Genomic DNA, 16,983 nt, shown 5'->3' with positions numbered 1-16,983 from the left:
GTCAACGCAGGGGCGCGGTCACCCGCCGACGTAAGCGCGCGGGATGCGTTCGTTGAGCCCGGTCAGGATCTCGTAGGGGATGGTCCCCGCCTGCCGCGCGATGTCCTCCACGCGGATGGCCTGCCCGTCCTGTCGGCCGACCAGCACCACCTCGTCCTCGTTGTAGGCCGTGCCGTCCGGACCGAGGTCCACCATGAACTGGTCCATGCACACACGGCCGGCGATCGGCCGGCGATGCTCCCGCAGCAACACCTCGCCGCGCGAGGACAGCGCCCGCGGGTAACCGTCGCCGTAGCCCACCGGGATGGTGGCGATGCGGGTGTCGGTGGCCGCGGTCCAGGTCGCGCCGTAGCTCACCGTGCCGCCGGCGCGGACGACCTTGAAGTACACCACGCGCGACACCAGCGACAACGCGGGCCGCAACGCGAGGGTCGCCTGCGAGGCCGGATCCGGGAGCACGCCGTAGAGGATGATCCCGGGCCGCACGAGGTCCAGCCAGGTGCCGGGCGCATGCAGCACGCCGCCGGAATTGGCGAGGTGGCGCAGCGGCATCGGCGCGCCGATCCGCGTGAAGTGCGCGCAGGCCTCGGCGAAGCGCTCCACCTGGCGGTCGGTCATCGGCGATCCCGGGTCGTCGGCGCAGGCGAGGTGCGAGTACACGCCGACGATGTCGCACCAGCGCGAAGCCGCCGCCGCCTCGATGAAGCCGGCGCAGGAATAACTGTGGACGCCGATCCGCTCCATCCCGGTATCGATCTTCAGGTGCACGCGGGCGCGCTGCCCCAGCGCCTCGGCCACCGACTCGACCTGGCGCAGCTTGTCCAGCGAGGAGACGGTGATCTCCAGCTCGTGGCGGAGGTAGTCGGCGACCTGCGGCCCGAAGATCCCGCCCAGCACCAGGATCGGCAGGCGGATGCCGGCGCGGCGCAGGGCGATGCCCTCCTCCACGAAGGCGACGCCGAGGCGGTCGACGCCGCAGGCCTCCAGGTGGCGCGCCACCGGCACCAGCCCGTGGCCGTACGCATTCGCCTTGACGATGCCCATCACCGGCACGCCGACATGGGCGCGGATCGCCCGCAGGTTGTCGCCGACCGCGGACAGGTCGACCACGATGCGGCTGGGACGCTGGGTAACGGGATCGCTCATCGCGCTATTCGACCACGCGCGCGGCGCGGTGCCTACCGGGCTTACTCGAAGCTGCCGACCGAATCGTGGGCCAGGTTGTCGAAGCGGGTGTACTCGCCGAAAAACTTCAGCTTGAAGCTGCCGGTCGGGCCGTTTCGCTGCTTGCCGATGATGATCTCGGCCAGCCCCTTGTCCGGCGAATTTTCCTTGTTGTAGTACTCGTCGCGGTAGATGAAGACGATCATGTCCGCGTCCTGCTCGATCGCGCCGGATTCGCGCAGGTCGGCCATCACCGGGCGCTTGTCGGTGCGGGTTTCCAGCGAGCGGTTGAGCTGCGACAGCGCGATCACCGGCACGTTCAGCTCCTTGGCCAGCGCCTTCAGCGAACGGCTGATCTCGGAGATCTCGGTCGCGCGGTTCTCGCTGTTGCCCGGCACCTGCATCAGCTGCAGGTAGTCGATCACGATCAGGCCGAGGTCGTGCTCGCGCTTCAGGCGGCGCGATTTGGCGCGCAGCACGTCCGGCGATAGCGCCGGGGTGTCGTCGATGAAGACCTTGATCTCGCGCATCAGCTGGATCGCGCTGGACACCCGGCTCCAGTCCTCGTCCTCGAGCGCGCCGGTGCGAAGGCGCGTCGCGTTGACCCGTCCCACCGACGAGATCATGCGCAGCGCGAGCTGGCTGGCCGACATTTCCATCGAGAACACCGCCACCGCCTTCTTCGACTTCAGCGCGGCGTATTCGGCGATGTTGATTGCCAGCGTGGTCTTGCCCATCGACGGGCGCGCCGCGAGGATCACCAGGTCGGTCGGCTGCAGGCCTGCGGTCATCTCGTCGAATTCGGTGTAGCCGCTGGACAGGCCGGTGACGCCACCGCCCTGCTCCGCCCGCGTCTGCAGGACGTCGAACGCCTCCAGCAGTGCCTTGCGCACCGGGGTGAAGTCCTGCTTGCCCTTCGAGCCGGCCTCGGCGATCGCGAACACCTCCTGCTCGGCCTTGGCCAGCAGTTCGCTGGAATCGCGTCCCTCGGGCTGGAAGCCATCGTTGACGATGCCGGTGCCGACCTCGATCAGCTGGCGCAGGATCGCCTTGTCGCGGACGATCTCCGCGTAGGCCTTGATGTTCGCGGCGCTCGGCGTGCTGCTGGCCAGCTCGACCAGGTAGGCGCCGCCGGCGACCTGCTCCGACAACCCTTGGGAATCGAACCACTCGCCGAGGGTGACCGCGTCGAACGGGCGGTTCTTCTCCGCCAGCTCGCGGATCGCGCGGAAGATCAGCTGGTGGTCGCGCCGGTAGAAGTCGGCATCCGAAAGCTGGTCGGCGACGCGGTCGAAGGCGTTCGGGTCCAGCATCAGGCCGCCGAGCACGGCCTGCTCGGCATCCACCGACTGCGGGGGCACCCGCAACTGCTCGATCCTGGTGTCGTACTGGTCGCGACGCTGCTGCGGTCGTGCGCTCATCGGCAAAACGGATCCCCGGTGCGATCCGTCGTCGCGGATCGGTTGTTGTTCTTGTGCGTAGGGAAGCATCGTAGTCGCGCCAGCCGGCGAGCGTTGCAGATAACGCTGTGGATAACCGGTGGGAATCTCACCAGCTGCGACGAGCGCAGGATGCCGCCAAAGAAAACGGGCGCCTCTCGGCGCCCGTTGCGATCGTGCGATGGCGACGCGGCTTACGCGGCGTCCGGCACCACGACCACCTTGACGGTGGATTCGACATCGGCGTGCAGGTGCACGATGACCTCGGTCTCGCCGGTGTGGCGGATCGGGCCTTCGCCCATCACCACTTCCGACTTGCCCACTTCCACGCCCAGCTGGCGGGTGATCGCTTCGGCGATCTCACGCGGGCCGACCGAGCCGTACAGCTTGCCTTCGGTCGAGGCGTTGGCGGAGATGGTCACGCTGGCGTCGGCCAGCTTGGCCTGGCGGCCATTGGCGGCGTCGAGCGCGGCCTGGGCCTTGGCTTCGTAGTCGGCGCGCTTGGCCTCGAACTCGGCCAGGTTGGCGGCGGTGGCCGGCACGGCCTTGCCCTGCGGGACCAGGAAGTTGCGGCCGTAGCCCGGCTTCACGTCGACCTTGTCGCCGAGGTTGCCGAGGTTCACGACCTTCTGCAGGAGGATCAGTTGCATGGTGTTGCTCCTATTCGTTAGCGACGCGGCGCGCCGCAACTGGTGCTGTCCGAATGGACGGGATTTCAGATCGACGAACGATCAGCGACGCACAGCATGCGAAGGCGTGGCAAGGAGCGGGAGGACGCGCGCACCGCAGTTGACTGGGCGTCAATGAGGATGCGCGCGGCCGACCAGCGACACCGCCACGCCGAGCAGGCGAAGCGTCAGACGTTGTGGTTGTCCGTGTAGGGGATCAGCGCCAGGAACCGCGCGCGCTTCACGGCGGCCTGCAGCTGGCGCTGGTACTTGGACTTGGTGCCGGTGATGCGGCTGGGCACGATCTTGCCGGTCTCGGTCAGGTACTGGCGGAGGGTGTTGAGATCCTTGTAGTCGATCTCGGTCACGCCCTCGGCGGTGAACTTGCAGAACTTGCGGCGGCGGAAGAACTTGGACATGGACGTGGCTCCTTAGGCGGCTTCGGCGGATTCGGAATCGCCAGTGCCGACGGCACTGTCGCTCTCGTCGTCGCGGCGGCGGCGCTCGCCACGCTCGGGCTTGTCGCCCTTCTCGTCCTTGTTCTTCATGATCAGGGACTGCTCGGTCACCGCGTCGTCGCGGCGCATGACCAGGTGGCGCAGCACCGCGTCGTTGAAGCGGAAGCCGTCGACCAGCTCGTCGAGCACGGCCTGCGGGGCTTCCACGTTCATCAGCACGTAGTGGGCCTTGACCAGGTTCTGGATCGGGTAGGCCAGCTGGCGGCGGCCCCAGTCCTCGAGGCGGTGGACCTTGCCCTCGCCGGCTTCGATCGCGCCCTTGTAGCGCTCGATCATCGCCGGGACCTGCTCGCTCTGGTCCGGATGGACCAGGAACACGATTTCGTAATGACGCATGGTGGTTTCCTTGTGGATGCCGGCGGCGGGATGCCGCCCGGTGAGCCCTCGGCCACCGCAGGCGCGGCGCGTTCGGGCAAGGCCTCCCGCGAACGGGAGCCGCCGATTATGGCAGATTCAAGGACTTACGCGCAAACCGCGGGCGCAGCGCCTCAGGCGGCGCGGTCGGCGTCGGTGGTGAAGCTCTCTCCGCAGCCGCATTCGCCGGCCACGTTGGGGTTGCGGAACACGAACTGCTCGTTCAGCCCCTGCTTGAGGAAGTCGATCTCGGTGCCGTCGACCAGCGGCAGGCTGGCGGCGTCCACGTAGATCCGCACGCCCTGGTCCTCGAACACCCGGTCGTCGTCGCCGGCGGCACGGGCCATGTCCACCTTGTAGCCCCAGCCGGAACAGCCGGTGCGCGAGACCCCGAAGCGCAGCCCGAGGGCGGCGGGGTCGGCGTCGAGATAGCCGCGGATGCGGAGGCGGGCGGATTCGCTGAGGGTGACGGCCATGGCGGGATTCTAATTGGAAGCGATGCCGCTCCGGTAAACTCTGCACCCTATTTCGATGCCGACACGCAGGATTTCAAGCGCATGAGCATGTTTTCGGTGGCCCAGGCGCTCGCCGGGCACGCGCCCGAGGGCGGGCAGGTGACCGTGAAGGGCTGGGTCCGCACCCGCCGCGACTCCAAGGCCGGGCTGAGCTTCGTCAACGTCAGCGATGGCTCCTGCTTCGCGCCGATCCAGGTGGTCGCGCCGGACACCCTGCCCAACTACGAGTCCGAGGTGAAGCACCTGACCACCGGCTGCGCGGTCATCGCCACCGGCACGTTGGTGAAGTCGCAGGGCCAGGGCCAGAGCTTCGAGGTGCAGGCATCCGGCATCGAAGTCGTCGGCTGGGTCGAGGACCCGCTCACCTACCCGATGCAGCCCAAGCAGCATTCGCTGGAATACCTGCGCGAGTTCGCCCACCTGCGCCCGCGCACCAACCTGTTCGGCGCGGTGACCCGCATCCGCCACTGCCTGGCGCAGGCCGTGCACCGATTCTTCCACGAGCGCCAGTTCTACTGGATCAGCACGCCGATCATCACCACCTCCGACGCCGAGGGCGCCGGGCAGATGTTCCGGGTGTCGACGCTGGACATGGCCAACCTGCCGCGCGACGGCAAGGGCAACGTGGATTTCAGCCGCGACTTCTTCGGCAAGGAAACCTTCCTGACCGTGTCCGGCCAGCTCAACGTCGAGGCCTATTGCCTGTCGTTGAGCAAGGTGTACACCTTCGGCCCCACGTTCCGCGCCGAGAACAGCCACACCACGCGCCACTTGGCCGAATTCTGGATGATCGAGCCGGAGATCGCGTTCGCCGACCTCAACGACGACGCCAACCTCGCAGAGGACTTCCTCAAGTACCTGTTCCGCGCGGTGCTCGAGGAACGCGGCGACGACATGGCGTTCATCGCCGAGCGCGTGCAGAAAGATGCGATCAGCCGCCTGGAGGGCTTCATCAACGCGCCGTTCGAGCGCATCGACTACACCGATGCGATCGCGTTGCTGCAGAAGTCCGGCAAGAAGTTCGAGTTCCCGGTGGAATGGGGCCTGGACCTGCAGACCGAGCACGAGCGCTGGCTGACCGAGGAACACGTCGGCCGCCCGGTGGTGGTGATGAACTACCCGGAACAGATCAAGGCGTTCTACATGCGCCTGAACGACGACGGCCGCACGGTCGCCGCGATGGACGTGCTGGCCCCCGGCATCGGCGAGATCATCGGCGGCAGCCAGCGCGAGGAACGCCTGGACATGCTGGACGCGCGCATGGCGCAGTTCGGCCTGGACCCAGCGCACTACGGCTGGTATCGCGACTTCCGCCGCTACGGCACGGTGCCGCACGCCGGCTTCGGGCTGGGGTTCGAGCGCCTGGTGGTGTACGTCTGCGGCCTGGCCAACATCCGCGACGCCATCGCCTACCCGCGCGCGCCGGGCAGCGCGGAGTTCTGAGCCGATGGATGCCGACCTGGTCCTGTTCTTCGCGCTCACCGCGTTCGCGATCGCGATCGCCGGCGCGACCGCGTTCGTGATCTTCTGGCCGCTGGCGCTGGTCCACATCCGCGACCGCCATCCGCAGATCACCGCGGAACTGGGCGAAGGCGCCTTCCTGAAGCCGAAGGCACTGTGGTGGCTGCTGCGCGGCGACTACCGGGGCACGCCGGACCGCGGCCTGTCGGGGCTGGCGACGCCTTCGCGCATCTCCCTGCTGGTGATCCTCGGCGGCATCGCCGGCGGTGGCCTGCTCTGGCTCGTGGGCAACGCGCTGTGAGCGCCGGCGACCGCGAGGGCTGGTGGCTGGCGAGCCTGGGCCGAACCATCGTCTGGGCCCGCCTGCGCGAGCGCGAGGCCGGCACCGCCGAAGTCTTCGACTGCGACGGCAACACCCTGCCCTACGACAGCCCGGACACCGCGCGGGCGTCGCTGATGGACGCCGAATTCGTGGAGTTCGACGGCCTCGACGAGGACGACGCGCTGGCCCGCGGCTTCTCGCTGACCGAGCTGGCACCGCCGCGCGGCGAGGACGACGAAGCGCTGCGCCCGCGGATGGTGCAGCAGCTCGGTGGCCGCGCCTGAGCCGCGATGTACCTGCCGCGCGCCTTCGCCGAGCCTGACCTCGCGCAACTGGATGCGCTGTTCGCCGCCGACCCGTTCATCACCCTGGTGACCCCCGATGCCGCCGGCGTGCCGTTCGTGTCGCACCTGCCGGTGCTCTACCGGCGCGACGGCGACCGGGTGCGGCTGGAGGGCCACTGGGCGCGCCCCAATCCGCAGGCCGCGCATGGCGGCGAGGCCCTCGCCATCGTCCACGGTCCGCACGCCTACGTGTCGCCGGGCTGCTATCCCGACAAGCACGAGGCCGGCCGCGTGCCGACCTGGAACTACGTGGTCGCGCACCTGCACGGCACGCTGGCCACCTTCGAGGATGAGGCGGGCCTGGCCGACCTGGTGGCGCGCCTGAGTCGGCATTTCGAGGCGACCGTCGGCAGCGACTGGGAATTCGACCCCGTGGACGCGCGACAACTCGCCATGCTGAGCGGCATCGTCGGCTTCCGCTTCGAACCCACGCGGATCGAGATCAAGGCCAAGCTGAGCCAGAACCACCCCGAGGCCAACCGGCGCGCGGTCTCCGCCGCACTGGCCGCCCGCGACGATGCCGACGCCCGCGCGATCGCCGCGCGCATGCAGGCCGCCCTGCCCTGAGGAACGACCATGGACCTGGACCTGCGCGGGAAACATGCCCTGGTGTGCGGCGCCTCCGAAGGCATTGGGCGCGCGACCGCGGGCGAGCTCGCGTCGCTCGGCGCCCGCGTCACCCTGCTCGCGCGTCGCGAGGAGGCGCTGCGCGCGGCGCTGGCCGACCTGCCGACCCCGCACGGCCAGGCGCACGGGATCGTGGCCGCCGATGTCGCGCAGGGCGACGCGCTCGGACGCGCCGTCGCCGCACTGGCGGCCGACGCGCCGGTGCACATCCTGGTCAACAACACCGGCGGACCGCCCGGCGGTCCGGCGCACGCGGCCGGCATCGATGCCTACCTGGATGCCTTCAACAAGCACCTCGTCGCCAACCAGCGGCTGTTGCAGGCGGTGCTGCCCGGGATGCAAGCGGCCGGCTGGGGCCGCATCGTCAACGTGATTTCGACCTCGGTGTACGAGCCGATCCCCAACCTCGGTGTGTCCAACACCATCCGTGGCGCCGTGGCCGGCTGGGCCAAGACGCTGTCGCGCGAACTCGCCGGCGACGGCATCACGGTGAACAACGTGCTGCCCGGCTACACCCGCACCCAGCGGCTGGAGCAGATCCTGGCCGACCGCAGCGCGGCGTCGGGCAAGCCTCGCGAGGAGATCGCCAGGGCGATGCTGGCCAGCGTGCCGGTGGGACGCTTCGCCGAGGCCGCCGAGATCGCCGGCATGATCGCCTTCCTGTGCACGCCGGCCGCGGCCTACGTCGATGGCCAGTCGATCGCGGTGGATGGCGGCCGCATGCAGTCGATCTGAGCCGCCCGCGCGACATCGATCCCGCCGGGACGGACGCCACCGGCGCGCGCCTCCACGCCGCAGGGCGGCATGACCGTCCAGCACGCGCCGGGTAAGCTGCGCGCATGCAGCGATTCGGACATGTCATCGGCCCCGCAAGCGGTGCGCCCACCAGTCGCCAGTGGCGCCCGGTCTTCGATCCCGACACCGCCGAGGCGTACGCCGAGGTCGCCGATGGCGATGCCGCCAGCGTGGCCGACGCCGTCGACGCCGCCCGGCAGGCCGCCCCCGGCTGGGCCGGGCTGCGCAACAGCGAACGTGCCCGCCACCTGGAGCGCCTCGCGGATGCGCTGGAGGCGCGCATCGAGGCCTTCGCCCGCGCCGAGGCAGTCGACGCCGGCAAGCCGCTCGCGCTGGCCCGCGACATCGAGATCCCGCGCGCGGTCAGCAACCTGCGCTTCTTCGCCCACGCGGCCACCCAGTTCGCCAGCGAGTCGCACCACGGCGAAGCCGGCCTGAATTACACGCTGCGCAGCCCGCTCGGCGTGGTCGGCTGCATCAGCCCGTGGAACCTGCCGCTGTACCTGTTCACCTGGAAGATCGCGCCGGCGCTGGCCGCGGGCAATGCGGTGGTCGCGAAGCCCTCGGAGGTGACCCCGGCCAGCGCGACTCTGCTCGGCGAATTGGCGCTGGAGGTCGGGCTGCCCCCGGGCGTGCTGAACATCGTGCATGGCCTCGGGCCGGCGGTCGGCGAAGCCCTGGTCGCGCATCCGCGGGTCAAGGCGATCTCGTTCACCGGCAGCACCGCGGTCGGCCGGCGCATCGCCGGCATCGCCTCGCCTATGCTCAAGAAGCTGTCACTGGAGCTGGGCGGCAAGAACGCGACCCTCGTGTTCGCCGACAGCGACTGGCGCGCGCAACTGGACACGCTGGTGCGCAGCGCCTTCCAGAACAGCGGGCAGATCTGCTTGTGCGGCTCGCGCCTGCTGGTCGAACGCGCCGTGTACGACGAGTTCCGCGAGGCCTTCGTGGCCCGCGTCCGCGCCTTGCAGGTCGGCGCACCGCTCGCACCCGGCACCCAGGTGGGGCCGGTGGTCTCGCAGGCGCACTTCGACAAGATCCTCGCGGCGCTGGAGCGCGCCCGTGCCGAGGGCGGCCGCGTGCTGTGCGGCGGCGACGCGCTGGATCGGCCGGGGTGGTACCTCGCGCCCACGGTGATCGACGGCCTCGACGCGACCTGCGCCACCAACCGCGAGGAGATCTTCGGCCCGGTGGCCACGCTGCAAGCGTTCGACGACGAAGCGCAGGCGCTGGCATGGGCCAATGCCGGCGACTACGGGCTGTCCGCCAGCGTGTGGACGCGCGACCTCGCGCGGGCGCACCGGCTCGCGGCCGCCCTCGACGTCGGCATCGTGTGGATCAACACCTGGCTGATGCGCGACCTGCGCACGCCATTCGGCGGCACCGGCGCCTCCGGCCTGGGCCGCGAGGGCGGCATGGAAGCGATGCGCTTCTTCACCGACCCCAAGAACGTCTGCATCGCCCTGCCATGAGTGCGATCCGTTCGACGCGCACCATGCTGGCCGCATGCCTGCTAGCGTCCGCCGCCCCCGCCCTCGCGGGCGACGATCCGGCGGATGCGATGGCGGCGTTCTTCAAGCGCATGCAGGCCACCACGACGCCGTTCGAGGAATTCCGGTTCATGAGCGGCCCCGAGGTCGAGGCGAATCCGGTCTGGAAGCAACTCGCGGCGCAGACCCTGGCGGCCAGCCTGGCCAACCTCGGCCGCCCCAACGAGGCCTACCGCACCTTCCCCTACCGCGATCGCTCGCCCGCGCCTTCGGGCCTGCCGACGCCGGCCAGCCATCGCGCGCTGCCGGCGGCCGACTGGGTCGCGGCGCAGGCGCGCCACCTGCGCGTGGTGATGGTCAACGAATCGCACCACCAGCCGCGCACGCGCCTGCTGACCCTGGCCTTGCTGGCGCCGTTGCGCGCGCAGGGGTACACCCATCTCGCGGTCGAGACGCTGGCGCCCAACCCGTTGCCGAAGGGCTATCCCACCCTCGACAGCGGCTACTACACGCGCGACCCGGTGTTCGCCGCACTCATCCGCGAGGCGATCCGCCTGGGCTACGTGCTGGTCCCCTACGAGCCCGAGTCCGGCCCCGGGCAGACCCAGCAGCAGCGCGAAACCGGGATGGCACAGGTCCTCGCCGACCTCGTGCGCACGCAGCCCGACGCCAAGCTGCTGGTCCACGCCGGCTACGGCCACATCGGCAAGGAAGCCGCCAGCCAACCGGCCCAGGCCGACCCGATGGCGCGCGAGTTCATGCGCCTGTCGGGCCTGCCGGTGCTCGCGCTGGACCAGACCAAGCTGGGCTGGGAGGACGGCGAGGCGCAGGCGCGCCTGGCCCGCGCGTTCGCGATCCGGGCGCCCAGCGTGCTGCTGGCGCGCGAAGGCGCAACCGCCTGGAGCGCCTTGCCGGCGCGGTACGACGCCAGCGTGGTGCTGCCGGACGACGACCGCGAGGCCTTGCGGCCCGCCTGGCTCAGCCTCGACGGGCGCCGGCAGCCGGTCGCCATCGACCTCACGCCGTGCCTGGGCCACCTGCCCTGCCTCGCCGAGGCGCGCCATGCCGCGGAAGGCGACGACGCGATCCCGGCCGACCAGTTCGTGATGCTGGCCGAGCGCGACGCCGGCACGCCGCTCTACCTCGCGCCCGGCGGATACCGCCTGCGCTACACCGGCGGCGACGGCAACACGCTGGGCGAACGGCGCTTGCAGGTACCATCCGCGCCCGACGCCACCACAACGAGCGCCGCCGCCCCATGAACCGACTCGACCACCTGCTCGCCAAGAACCGCGAATGGGCCGAGCGCATCTCGCGCGAGGACCCGACCTTCTTCCAGCGCCTCTCGCGCCAGCAAGCCCCGAAATACCTGTGGATCGGCTGCTCCGATTCGCGCGTGCCCGCCAACCAGGTCGTCGACCTCGCGCCGGGCGAGGTCTTCGTCCACCGCAACATCGCCAACGTGGTCGTGCACACCGACCTCAACTGCCTCTCGGTGATCCAGTTCGCGGTCGACGTGCTGCAGGTCGAGCACATCCTGGTCGTCGGCCACTACGGCTGCGGCGGCGTCCACGCGGCGCTGACCCGGGCGCGCGTGGGCCTGGCCGACAACTGGATCCGCCACGTCGGCGACGTCGCCGAGAAGCATGCCGGGCTGCTGGCCGGCGCAGGCGAGGAACCGCTGCAGCACGACCGCCTGTGCGAGCTGAACGCGCTGGAGCAGGTCGCCAATGTCTGCCAGACGACCATCGTGCGGGATGCCTGGGCGCGTGGCCAGGTGCTCGCGGTGCATGGCTGGGTGTACACCCTGCGCGACGGCCGCGTGCACGACCTCGGCCTCGACGTGGCCGGCATCGATCAATTGGAACCGCAGTACGTCGCCGCGCTGGCGCGCATCCGCGACGACCGGGAAGACCGCTGATGTCGGGCGCGATCCATGCCACTGGTGCCCCGCGCGCGGTCGGCCACTACCCGCACGCCCGGCGCGTGGGCCGCACGCTGTACCTGTCCGGGATCGGCCCGCGCGACCCGGCGAGCAACGGCATCCCCGGCAACGTCCACGATGCCGACGGCCACCTCATCGCCTACGACATCGACGCGCAGGCGCGCGCGGTGTTCGCCAACGTGCGCACCGTGCTGGAGGCCAGCGGCGCGCGCTGGGAGGACCTGGTCGACGTCACCGTCTACCTGACCGACATGGCGCGCGACTTCGCGGCCTACAACGCGGTCTGGGCCGAGCATTTCCCCGATGCCGCCACCGCCCCCTGCCGCACCACCCTGGGCATCACCGCGCTGCCGACGCCGATCGCGATCGAACTCAAGTGCGTCGCCCACCTGGAGGACTGAGCCATGCCGCTGCCCGGACCGATCAACCTGCAGGCCTGGATCGACGACCACCGGCACCTGCTGAAGCCGCCGGTCGGCAACAAGTGCATCGTCGACGACGAGTACATCGTGATGATCGTCGGCGGCCCGAACGCGCGCACCGACTACCACTTCGAGGACGGGCCCGAGTGGTTCTTCCAGCTGGAAGGCGAGATGGTCCTGCGCATCCAGGAGGACGGGGCCGCGCGCGACATCCCGATCCGCGCCGGCGAAACCTTCTACCTGCCGCCGCGAGTACCGCACTCGCCGCAGCGCATGCCGGGCAGCGTCGGCCTGGTCATCGAGCGCAAGCGGCTGCCGCACGAGGACGATGCGCTGATGTGGTTCTGCGTGTCCTGCAACCACAAGCTGTACGAGGAATCCTTCCACCTGGTCGACATCGAGCAGGACTTCTTCCGCGTGTTCGAGCGCTTCTACCGCGACGACCACCTGCGCACCTGCGCGCGATGCGGCACGCTCAACCCGCGCCCGCAGCGCTACGAGATGCAGGGGACGCAGGCGGACATCACCTGAGCTTGCGTTTGCCCAATTCGGGCAATATCCTGCCCGATATGGGCATCGACACAAAACCCCGTGTCAGTGAAGCGGCCGCGCTGTATGCCAGTGCCAACCTGTCCGATGCCCTGTTCACCGCCACCCAGCAGCGCGTGCTGGGCTGCCTGTTCGGCCAGCCCGGGCGGAGCTTCTCGATCAGCGAACTGATCCAGACCACCGGCGCCGGCAGCGGTGCGGTGCAGCGCGAGCTGGCCCGGCTTTCCGGGAGCGGGCTGCTCAGCGTGGAGCAGTTGGGCAAGCAGAAGCTGTACCGCGCCAACCCCGGCAGCCCGATCCACGACGAGATCGTCGCCATCGTGCGCAAGACCTTCGGCCTGGCCATGCCGTTACGCGACGCGTTGATGCCGCTGGCCGACCGCCTGCACGCGGCCTTCGTGTTCGGATCGGTGGCCAAAGGCAGCGACACCGCCAGCAGCGATATCGACCTGATGCTGGTCTCGGACGCACTGACCTATGCCGATGCGATGGCCGCCCTGCACCCGCTCATGGAGCGACTGGGGCGCGAGATCAACCCCACGCTCTACACCCGTGCCGAACTGCGCAAGCGCATCGCCGACGGCAACAGCTTCGTCACCCGCGTGCTTGCGCAACCCCGCCTGTGGCTGATCGGAAACGACGATGCCCTCGCCGCTTGAGAACCTAGCGGGCACGGGCAAGCCGCTGCTCGCCGAAGCGCCGGATGCCGTGGAATTCGCCGGCTTGCTGCGCTCGGGCCGCGCACGCCTGACCGATGCCCGCAATGCCGCGTTGTCGCTGGAAAGCCGCTTCGACCTGGCCTACAACGCCGCGCACGCGCTGTGCCTGGCTGCGTTGCGCCGCCACGGCTTCCGCGCCCGTCACCGCTACATCGTGTTCCAGGTGCTGCCGCACACCCTGGGCCTGGGGCCCGAGGTCTGGCGCGTACTGGCCAAAGCACACGACCTGCGCAACCTGGCCGAGTACGAAGGCCATGTGGACGTCGATGCGCGGCTGGTGACGGATGTGATTGCGGCGTGTGAGGCGGTGGCGGGCAATATTGATGCTACGAACAAAGGTGTTTGAATGGCCGACCTAGCAATGCTCGCCAAGCGCTACCACACGGATGTACATGCCGCCGACGCCGCGCCTGTTCCGGGTGAACCAGAAGCGCAACTCACCACGCCGGTCAGCAATCTATTCACCGCATTGGTGGAACAGGCAGGCCTAGGCCACCTTCGCCTGATCCGCGAGAGCCGACTAGGCGGCAGCCGCCCCGACTTCGCAGCCTTGCACGAGCGCGCGGGCAAGACCCACCAGATCGGCTACATCGAGTTGAAGGCCCCGGAGGTGGCGACCGATCCGTCCACGTGGTTGGGCCGCAATGCGTCGCAGTGGCAGAAGATGAGTGTCGATGCGGAAATCCTGCTGCTGTGCAACGGACGCAGCGCACGGCTGTATCGGGATGGCGAAGCCGTTGGAGATGCCGCCGAACTGCCTTTTGACGATCCCCACGCGTGGGATGCGCAGCCGCTGCTGAGACTGCTGCGTCGGTTCATCGATTCCCGGCCGACGCCGGTGACCAGCGTTGGCGACCTGTCACGCCGTCTGGCTGTTCGCACCGCGGACCTTCGTGATCGCCTGCTGTGGTTGATGGAGCAGGCAGGCGAAGCAGGCGATACCGCCCGCGGGGGATTCGAGGCTTGGAAGCAGCACGTGCATCCGCACGCCTCGGAGCGCGATTTCGCCGACGGGGTGTCGCAGGTCGTGGCTTACGGTATGGTGTTGGCCGCGTTGTCGGTGACCGGCGCCGATGCCGATGCGGACGGCTACATCAGCGTGGCCGAGGCGCGCGCGGCGATCCGCGGGATCAGCCCGGTCATGGCCGCGGCGTTCGCGCCGCTGGTGGACAAGCCCGTGCTGTTTGCGGCGGTCGAAGCCGAACTCGGCGCTCTGGAAACCCTGATTGGCGCCATCGACGCCAAACGCGTCAATCGCAGCGCGGATCGGCGCGGCGAACCTTGGCTTTATTTCTATGAGGACTTCCTCAGCGTTTACGACCCGGAGGAACGGAAGCAGGCCGGCGTTTATTACACCCCGACGGCGATCGTGCAGGCGATGGTGCGCATCGTCGATCACCTGCTGGTCGAGCGTTTCGGCATCCGGCTCGGCTTTGCCGACAAGCAAGTGGTGACGCTGGACCCGGCCACCGGCACCGGCACGTTCCCGCTTGCGGTCATCGACCGTGCGGCGGAGCGCGCGGCAGCCGAACGCGGGCCGGGTGGCCGCGCGCAAGCAGCCACCAGCTTGTCCCACAACCTGTTTGCGTTCGAGTTGTTGCCAGGGCCGTACGCGGTGGCCCAACTGCGGATCAACCAGCGCCTGGGTGAGCTGCAGTCCACCAGCGCGTTGTCCGGCCATGTGGTGCTGACCGATACGCTGGAATCCCCACTGGACCCGAAACCGTCGATGCCGCTGTTCGGCGATGCGGAAGTACTGGCAGCGGAGCAGAACCGCGCCAAGCGCATCAAGCTGGAGCAGAAGGTCACGGTGGTGATCGGCAACCCGCCCTACCGGCGGGTGGAGCGCGAGATCGAAGGCCGCGGTTCCGGTGGCTGGGTGGTGGAGGGCAAGGTGCCGGGCCGCCGTGGCAAGCGGGAAAACAGGAGCCTGTTCGACGACATCCTGGACGTGGCCAAGCGCGAAACGATCTTCAGCCACCACGCCAGCCTGTACAACCTGTACGTGTACTTCTGGCGCTGGGCGATCTGGAAGGCGTTCGAGGCGCACGGCGACGGCCCGGGCGTGGTGGCCTTCATCACCGGCAGCAGCTGGCTGCGCGGGCCCGGCTTCGTCGGCCTGCGCCAACTGGCGCGGGAAGTCTGCGACGAGGCCTGGGTGCTCGACCTGGGCGGCGACAACAAGGGCGCCAACCCGGAGGAGAACGTGTTCGCGATCGAAACGCCGGTCGCCGTGGTGGTGCTGGCGCGCAAGGACAAACAGGAGCGCACGCGGCCGGCGCGCATCCATTACCGCCGCATCCATGGCAGTGCGGCCGACAAGCTCGCAGCGATGCAGGCCATCGCCGACCGCAACGATCCGCTGGCAGGCGACTGGCAGGACGGCCCGACCGATTGGCTCGCGCCGCTGGCGCCATCCACTGGCGATGCGGCCTGGAACGACTTGCCTGCCCTGGCGGACCTGTTCCCCTGGCAGCAGCCAGGCTGCAAGTACGGACGCACTTGGCCCATCGCGACTACAGCCGAGACCCTGCAACAACGCTGGGCGCGTTTCGTGTCCGCGCCGCTGGAGGAAAAATCCGCACTCTTCGTCACCGCCAAGACCGGGCGCAACATCAGCACCAAGGTCCCGGGCTATGCGGTGCTCAATACCTTGGCTGCTGGTGCAACGTCGGAGCCCATCGTCCGTTATGGGTATCGCAGCTTCGACCGGCAGTGGGCTATCAAGGACCCGCGCCTGGCTGCGCTGGAACGGCCCGCGCTCTGGGATTCATTCTCGGAGTCACAGTTGTACTTCGCGGCGCCTATGACCGCGACCTCATCCGCAGGCGCGATCCTGACGGTAACGGGCCATGTCCCGGATCTTCATTACTACAACGGCCGCGGTGGCAAGGACATCTTGCCGCTATACCGCGACGCCGCCGCGCAGCAGCCCAATCTGGCGCAAGGACTGCAAGCTGCGCTGGGCCAGCGGCTGGGGATCGGCGAGCCCTCGCCGGAAGACATCGCCGCCTACGTGTACGCGCTGCTGTCCGCCTCGCGCTACCAGCAGCGCTTCGCGGAGGCGCTGAAAACACCGGGGCCGCGTGTGCCGATGACCGCCGATCCTGAACTGTGGGCGGAAGCGGTGGCGCTAGGACGCGAATTGCTGTGGCTGCATACCTGGGCCGAGCGTTTCAATGACCCGGAGGCAGGCCGGGGCAGCCGCCTGCCGCACATCGAAGGCATCGGCTGGGAGTCGCATATCACGAAGATGCCGCAAACCAATTCGGACATCGCCTACGACAAGAAGACCCAACAGTTGCGGGTCGGCGACGGCGTCGTCACCGGCGTTCGACCGGATGTCTGGGGCTACAGCGTCAGCGGCATGGAGGTCGTAAAGAAGTGGCTCGGCTACCGCACCGCGAAGGGCACGGGCCGCGCCGCATCTTCCAACAATCCGCTGGATAAGATTCGCCCGGCCGCCTGGCCGGACGCATGGAACGACGAATTGCTGGACCTGCTGCGCCTGCTGACCCGCACACTCGATCTGCAGCCGATGCAGTCTGACCTGCTGGATCGCATCTGCGCAGGCTCGCTCGTCGGGGCGTCGGAACTGCCCATGCCAACCGTTCTTCAACGCAAGCCTCCGAAGTAAGGTGCCTACAATTC

At 69.1% G+C, this 16,983-nt stretch carries 19 protein-coding genes; 13 read left to right on the top strand and 6 right to left on the bottom strand.

The window, feature by feature from the left end; all coding sequences use genetic code 11:
• Window positions 1-18: 18 nt before the first annotated feature.
• The 6 genes from alr to ON759_RS02115 all read right to left on the bottom strand — a co-directional run bounded on the left by alr (window position 19) and on the right by ON759_RS02115 (window position 4,619).
• Complete coding sequence (alr, locus tag ON759_RS02140) at window positions 19-1,146, bottom strand: alanine racemase (RefSeq protein WP_271678696.1); 1,128 nt, start codon at window positions 1,144-1,146, stop codon at window positions 19-21.
• A 41-nt stretch (window positions 1,147-1,187) separates the two neighbouring features.
• On the bottom strand, window positions 1,188-2,585 hold the full coding sequence (locus ON759_RS02135) for a replicative DNA helicase (RefSeq protein ID WP_271678695.1): 1,398 nt from the start codon (window positions 2,583-2,585) through the stop codon (window positions 1,188-1,190).
• A gap of 212 nt (window positions 2,586-2,797) precedes the next feature.
• Window positions 2,798-3,253 (bottom strand): 50S ribosomal protein L9, encoded by a 456-nt coding sequence (gene rplI, locus ON759_RS02130; RefSeq protein ID WP_271678694.1) that lies wholly within the window; start codon window positions 3,251-3,253, stop codon window positions 2,798-2,800.
• A gap of 206 nt (window positions 3,254-3,459) precedes the next feature.
• Entirely contained in the window at window positions 3,460-3,690 is a 231-nt protein-coding gene (gene rpsR / locus ON759_RS02125; protein WP_259303581.1) for a 30S ribosomal protein S18, read from the bottom strand.
• Window positions 3,691-3,702: 12 nt separating this feature from the next.
• Window positions 3,703-4,125, bottom strand: coding sequence for a 30S ribosomal protein S6 (rpsF, locus tag ON759_RS02120; RefSeq protein WP_271678693.1), 423 nt, complete (start codon window positions 4,123-4,125; stop codon window positions 3,703-3,705).
• A 152-nt stretch (window positions 4,126-4,277) separates the two neighbouring features.
• Window positions 4,278-4,619, bottom strand: coding sequence for a HesB/IscA family protein (locus tag ON759_RS02115; protein ID WP_271678692.1), 342 nt, complete (start codon window positions 4,617-4,619; stop codon window positions 4,278-4,280).
• Between the two features lie 81 nt (window positions 4,620-4,700).
• Between ON759_RS02115 and asnS the strand changes: the two genes are divergently transcribed.
• The 13 genes from asnS to ON759_RS02050 all read left to right on the top strand — a co-directional run bounded on the left by asnS (window position 4,701) and on the right by ON759_RS02050 (window position 16,969).
• Window positions 4,701-6,101 carry an asparagine--tRNA ligase gene (gene asnS / locus ON759_RS02110; protein WP_271678691.1) on the top strand — a complete coding sequence of 467 codons (1,401 nt, stop codon included), beginning with the start codon at window positions 4,701-4,703 and terminating at the stop codon, window positions 6,099-6,101.
• Window positions 6,102-6,117: 16 nt separating this feature from the next.
• Window positions 6,118-6,420: a hypothetical protein gene (locus ON759_RS02105; RefSeq protein WP_271679014.1), complete on the top strand. Its 303-nt coding sequence runs from the start codon at window positions 6,118-6,120 to the stop codon at window positions 6,418-6,420.
• Entirely contained in the window at window positions 6,417-6,725 is a 309-nt protein-coding gene (locus ON759_RS02100) for a hypothetical protein (protein WP_271678690.1), read from the top strand. The genes ON759_RS02105 and ON759_RS02100 overlap by 4 nt, the downstream gene beginning before the upstream one ends.
• 6 nt (window positions 6,726-6,731) lie before the next feature.
• Window positions 6,732-7,352: an FMN-binding negative transcriptional regulator gene (locus ON759_RS02095; RefSeq protein WP_271678689.1), complete on the top strand. Its 621-nt coding sequence runs from the start codon at window positions 6,732-6,734 to the stop codon at window positions 7,350-7,352.
• Window positions 7,353-7,361: 9 nt separating this feature from the next.
• Window positions 7,362-8,147, top strand: coding sequence for an SDR family oxidoreductase (locus ON759_RS02090; protein ID WP_271678688.1), 786 nt, complete (start codon window positions 7,362-7,364; stop codon window positions 8,145-8,147).
• 104 nt (window positions 8,148-8,251) lie between these two features.
• A complete protein-coding gene (locus tag ON759_RS02085) occupies window positions 8,252-9,679 on the top strand; it encodes an aldehyde dehydrogenase (protein WP_271678687.1) in 1,428 nt (475 codons plus the stop codon).
• Window positions 9,676-10,959, top strand: a complete 1,284-nt coding sequence (locus ON759_RS02080) for a hypothetical protein (protein WP_271678686.1) — start codon at window positions 9,676-9,678, stop codon at window positions 10,957-10,959. The genes ON759_RS02085 and ON759_RS02080 overlap by 4 nt, the downstream gene beginning before the upstream one ends.
• Complete coding sequence (gene can, locus ON759_RS02075) at window positions 10,956-11,618, top strand: carbonate dehydratase (RefSeq protein ID WP_271678685.1); 663 nt, start codon at window positions 10,956-10,958, stop codon at window positions 11,616-11,618. Before ON759_RS02080 ends, can begins: the two co-directional genes overlap by 4 nt.
• The gene (locus ON759_RS02070; RefSeq protein WP_271678684.1) at window positions 11,618-12,043 is read left to right on the top strand and encodes a RidA family protein; all 426 of its coding nucleotides are present in this window, start codon (window positions 11,618-11,620) and stop codon (window positions 12,041-12,043) included. Before can ends, ON759_RS02070 begins: the two co-directional genes overlap by 1 nt.
• Window positions 12,044-12,046: 3 nt before the next feature.
• Complete coding sequence (locus ON759_RS02065; protein ID WP_271678683.1) at window positions 12,047-12,595, top strand: 3-hydroxyanthranilate 3,4-dioxygenase; 549 nt, start codon at window positions 12,047-12,049, stop codon at window positions 12,593-12,595.
• 2 nt (window positions 12,596-12,597) lie between these two features.
• Window positions 12,598-13,272, top strand: coding sequence for a nucleotidyltransferase domain-containing protein (locus ON759_RS02060; protein WP_271678682.1), 675 nt, complete (start codon window positions 12,598-12,600; stop codon window positions 13,270-13,272).
• Window positions 13,256-13,678, top strand: coding sequence for a hypothetical protein (locus ON759_RS02055; protein ID WP_271678681.1), 423 nt, complete (start codon window positions 13,256-13,258; stop codon window positions 13,676-13,678). The genes ON759_RS02060 and ON759_RS02055 overlap by 17 nt, the downstream gene beginning before the upstream one ends.
• Before the next feature lie 15 nt (window positions 13,679-13,693).
• Window positions 13,694-16,969, top strand: a complete 3,276-nt coding sequence (locus tag ON759_RS02050) for a type ISP restriction/modification enzyme (protein ID WP_271678680.1) — start codon at window positions 13,694-13,696, stop codon at window positions 16,967-16,969.
• Window positions 16,970-16,983: the final 14 nt, after the last annotated feature.

The organism is Thermomonas mangrovi (assembly GCF_028201335.1).
GTDB classification, from domain to species: domain Bacteria; phylum Pseudomonadota; class Gammaproteobacteria; order Xanthomonadales; family Xanthomonadaceae; genus Thermomonas; species Thermomonas mangrovi.
Note: the sequence above shows the minus strand (reverse complement) of the source record. Positions and strands in the feature narration are given on the sequence as shown.

What these genes read in the sequence shown, in the direction of transcription:
- alr (WP_271678696.1), bottom strand. Translation starts at nt 1,146, where the DNA reads ATGAGCGATCCCGTTACCCAGCGTCCCAGCCGCATCGTGGTCGACCTG.
- ON759_RS02135 (WP_271678695.1), bottom strand. Translation starts at nt 2,585, where the DNA reads ATGAGCGCACGACCGCAGCAGCGTCGCGACCAGTACGACACCAGGATC.
- rplI (WP_271678694.1), bottom strand. Translation starts at nt 3,253, where the DNA reads ATGCAACTGATCCTCCTGCAGAAGGTCGTGAACCTCGGCAACCTCGGC.
- rpsR (WP_259303581.1), bottom strand. Translation starts at nt 3,690, where the DNA reads ATGTCCAAGTTCTTCCGCCGCCGCAAGTTCTGCAAGTTCACCGCCGAG.
- rpsF (WP_271678693.1), bottom strand. Translation starts at nt 4,125, where the DNA reads ATGCGTCATTACGAAATCGTGTTCCTGGTCCATCCGGACCAGAGCGAG.
- ON759_RS02115 (WP_271678692.1), bottom strand. Translation starts at nt 4,619, where the DNA reads ATGGCCGTCACCCTCAGCGAATCCGCCCGCCTCCGCATCCGCGGCTAT.
- asnS (WP_271678691.1), top strand. Translation starts at nt 4,701, where the DNA reads ATGAGCATGTTTTCGGTGGCCCAGGCGCTCGCCGGGCACGCGCCCGAG.
- ON759_RS02095 (WP_271678689.1), top strand. Translation starts at nt 6,732, where the DNA reads ATGTACCTGCCGCGCGCCTTCGCCGAGCCTGACCTCGCGCAACTGGAT.
- ON759_RS02090 (WP_271678688.1), top strand. Translation starts at nt 7,362, where the DNA reads ATGGACCTGGACCTGCGCGGGAAACATGCCCTGGTGTGCGGCGCCTCC.
- ON759_RS02085 (WP_271678687.1), top strand. Translation starts at nt 8,252, where the DNA reads ATGCAGCGATTCGGACATGTCATCGGCCCCGCAAGCGGTGCGCCCACC.
- ON759_RS02080 (WP_271678686.1), top strand. Translation starts at nt 9,676, where the DNA reads ATGAGTGCGATCCGTTCGACGCGCACCATGCTGGCCGCATGCCTGCTA.
- can (WP_271678685.1), top strand. Translation starts at nt 10,956, where the DNA reads ATGAACCGACTCGACCACCTGCTCGCCAAGAACCGCGAATGGGCCGAG.
- ON759_RS02070 (WP_271678684.1), top strand. Translation starts at nt 11,618, where the DNA reads ATGTCGGGCGCGATCCATGCCACTGGTGCCCCGCGCGCGGTCGGCCAC.
- ON759_RS02065 (WP_271678683.1), top strand. Translation starts at nt 12,047, where the DNA reads ATGCCGCTGCCCGGACCGATCAACCTGCAGGCCTGGATCGACGACCAC.
- ON759_RS02055 (WP_271678681.1), top strand. Translation starts at nt 13,256, where the DNA reads ATGCCCTCGCCGCTTGAGAACCTAGCGGGCACGGGCAAGCCGCTGCTC.
- ON759_RS02050 (WP_271678680.1), top strand. Translation starts at nt 13,694, where the DNA reads ATGCTCGCCAAGCGCTACCACACGGATGTACATGCCGCCGACGCCGCG.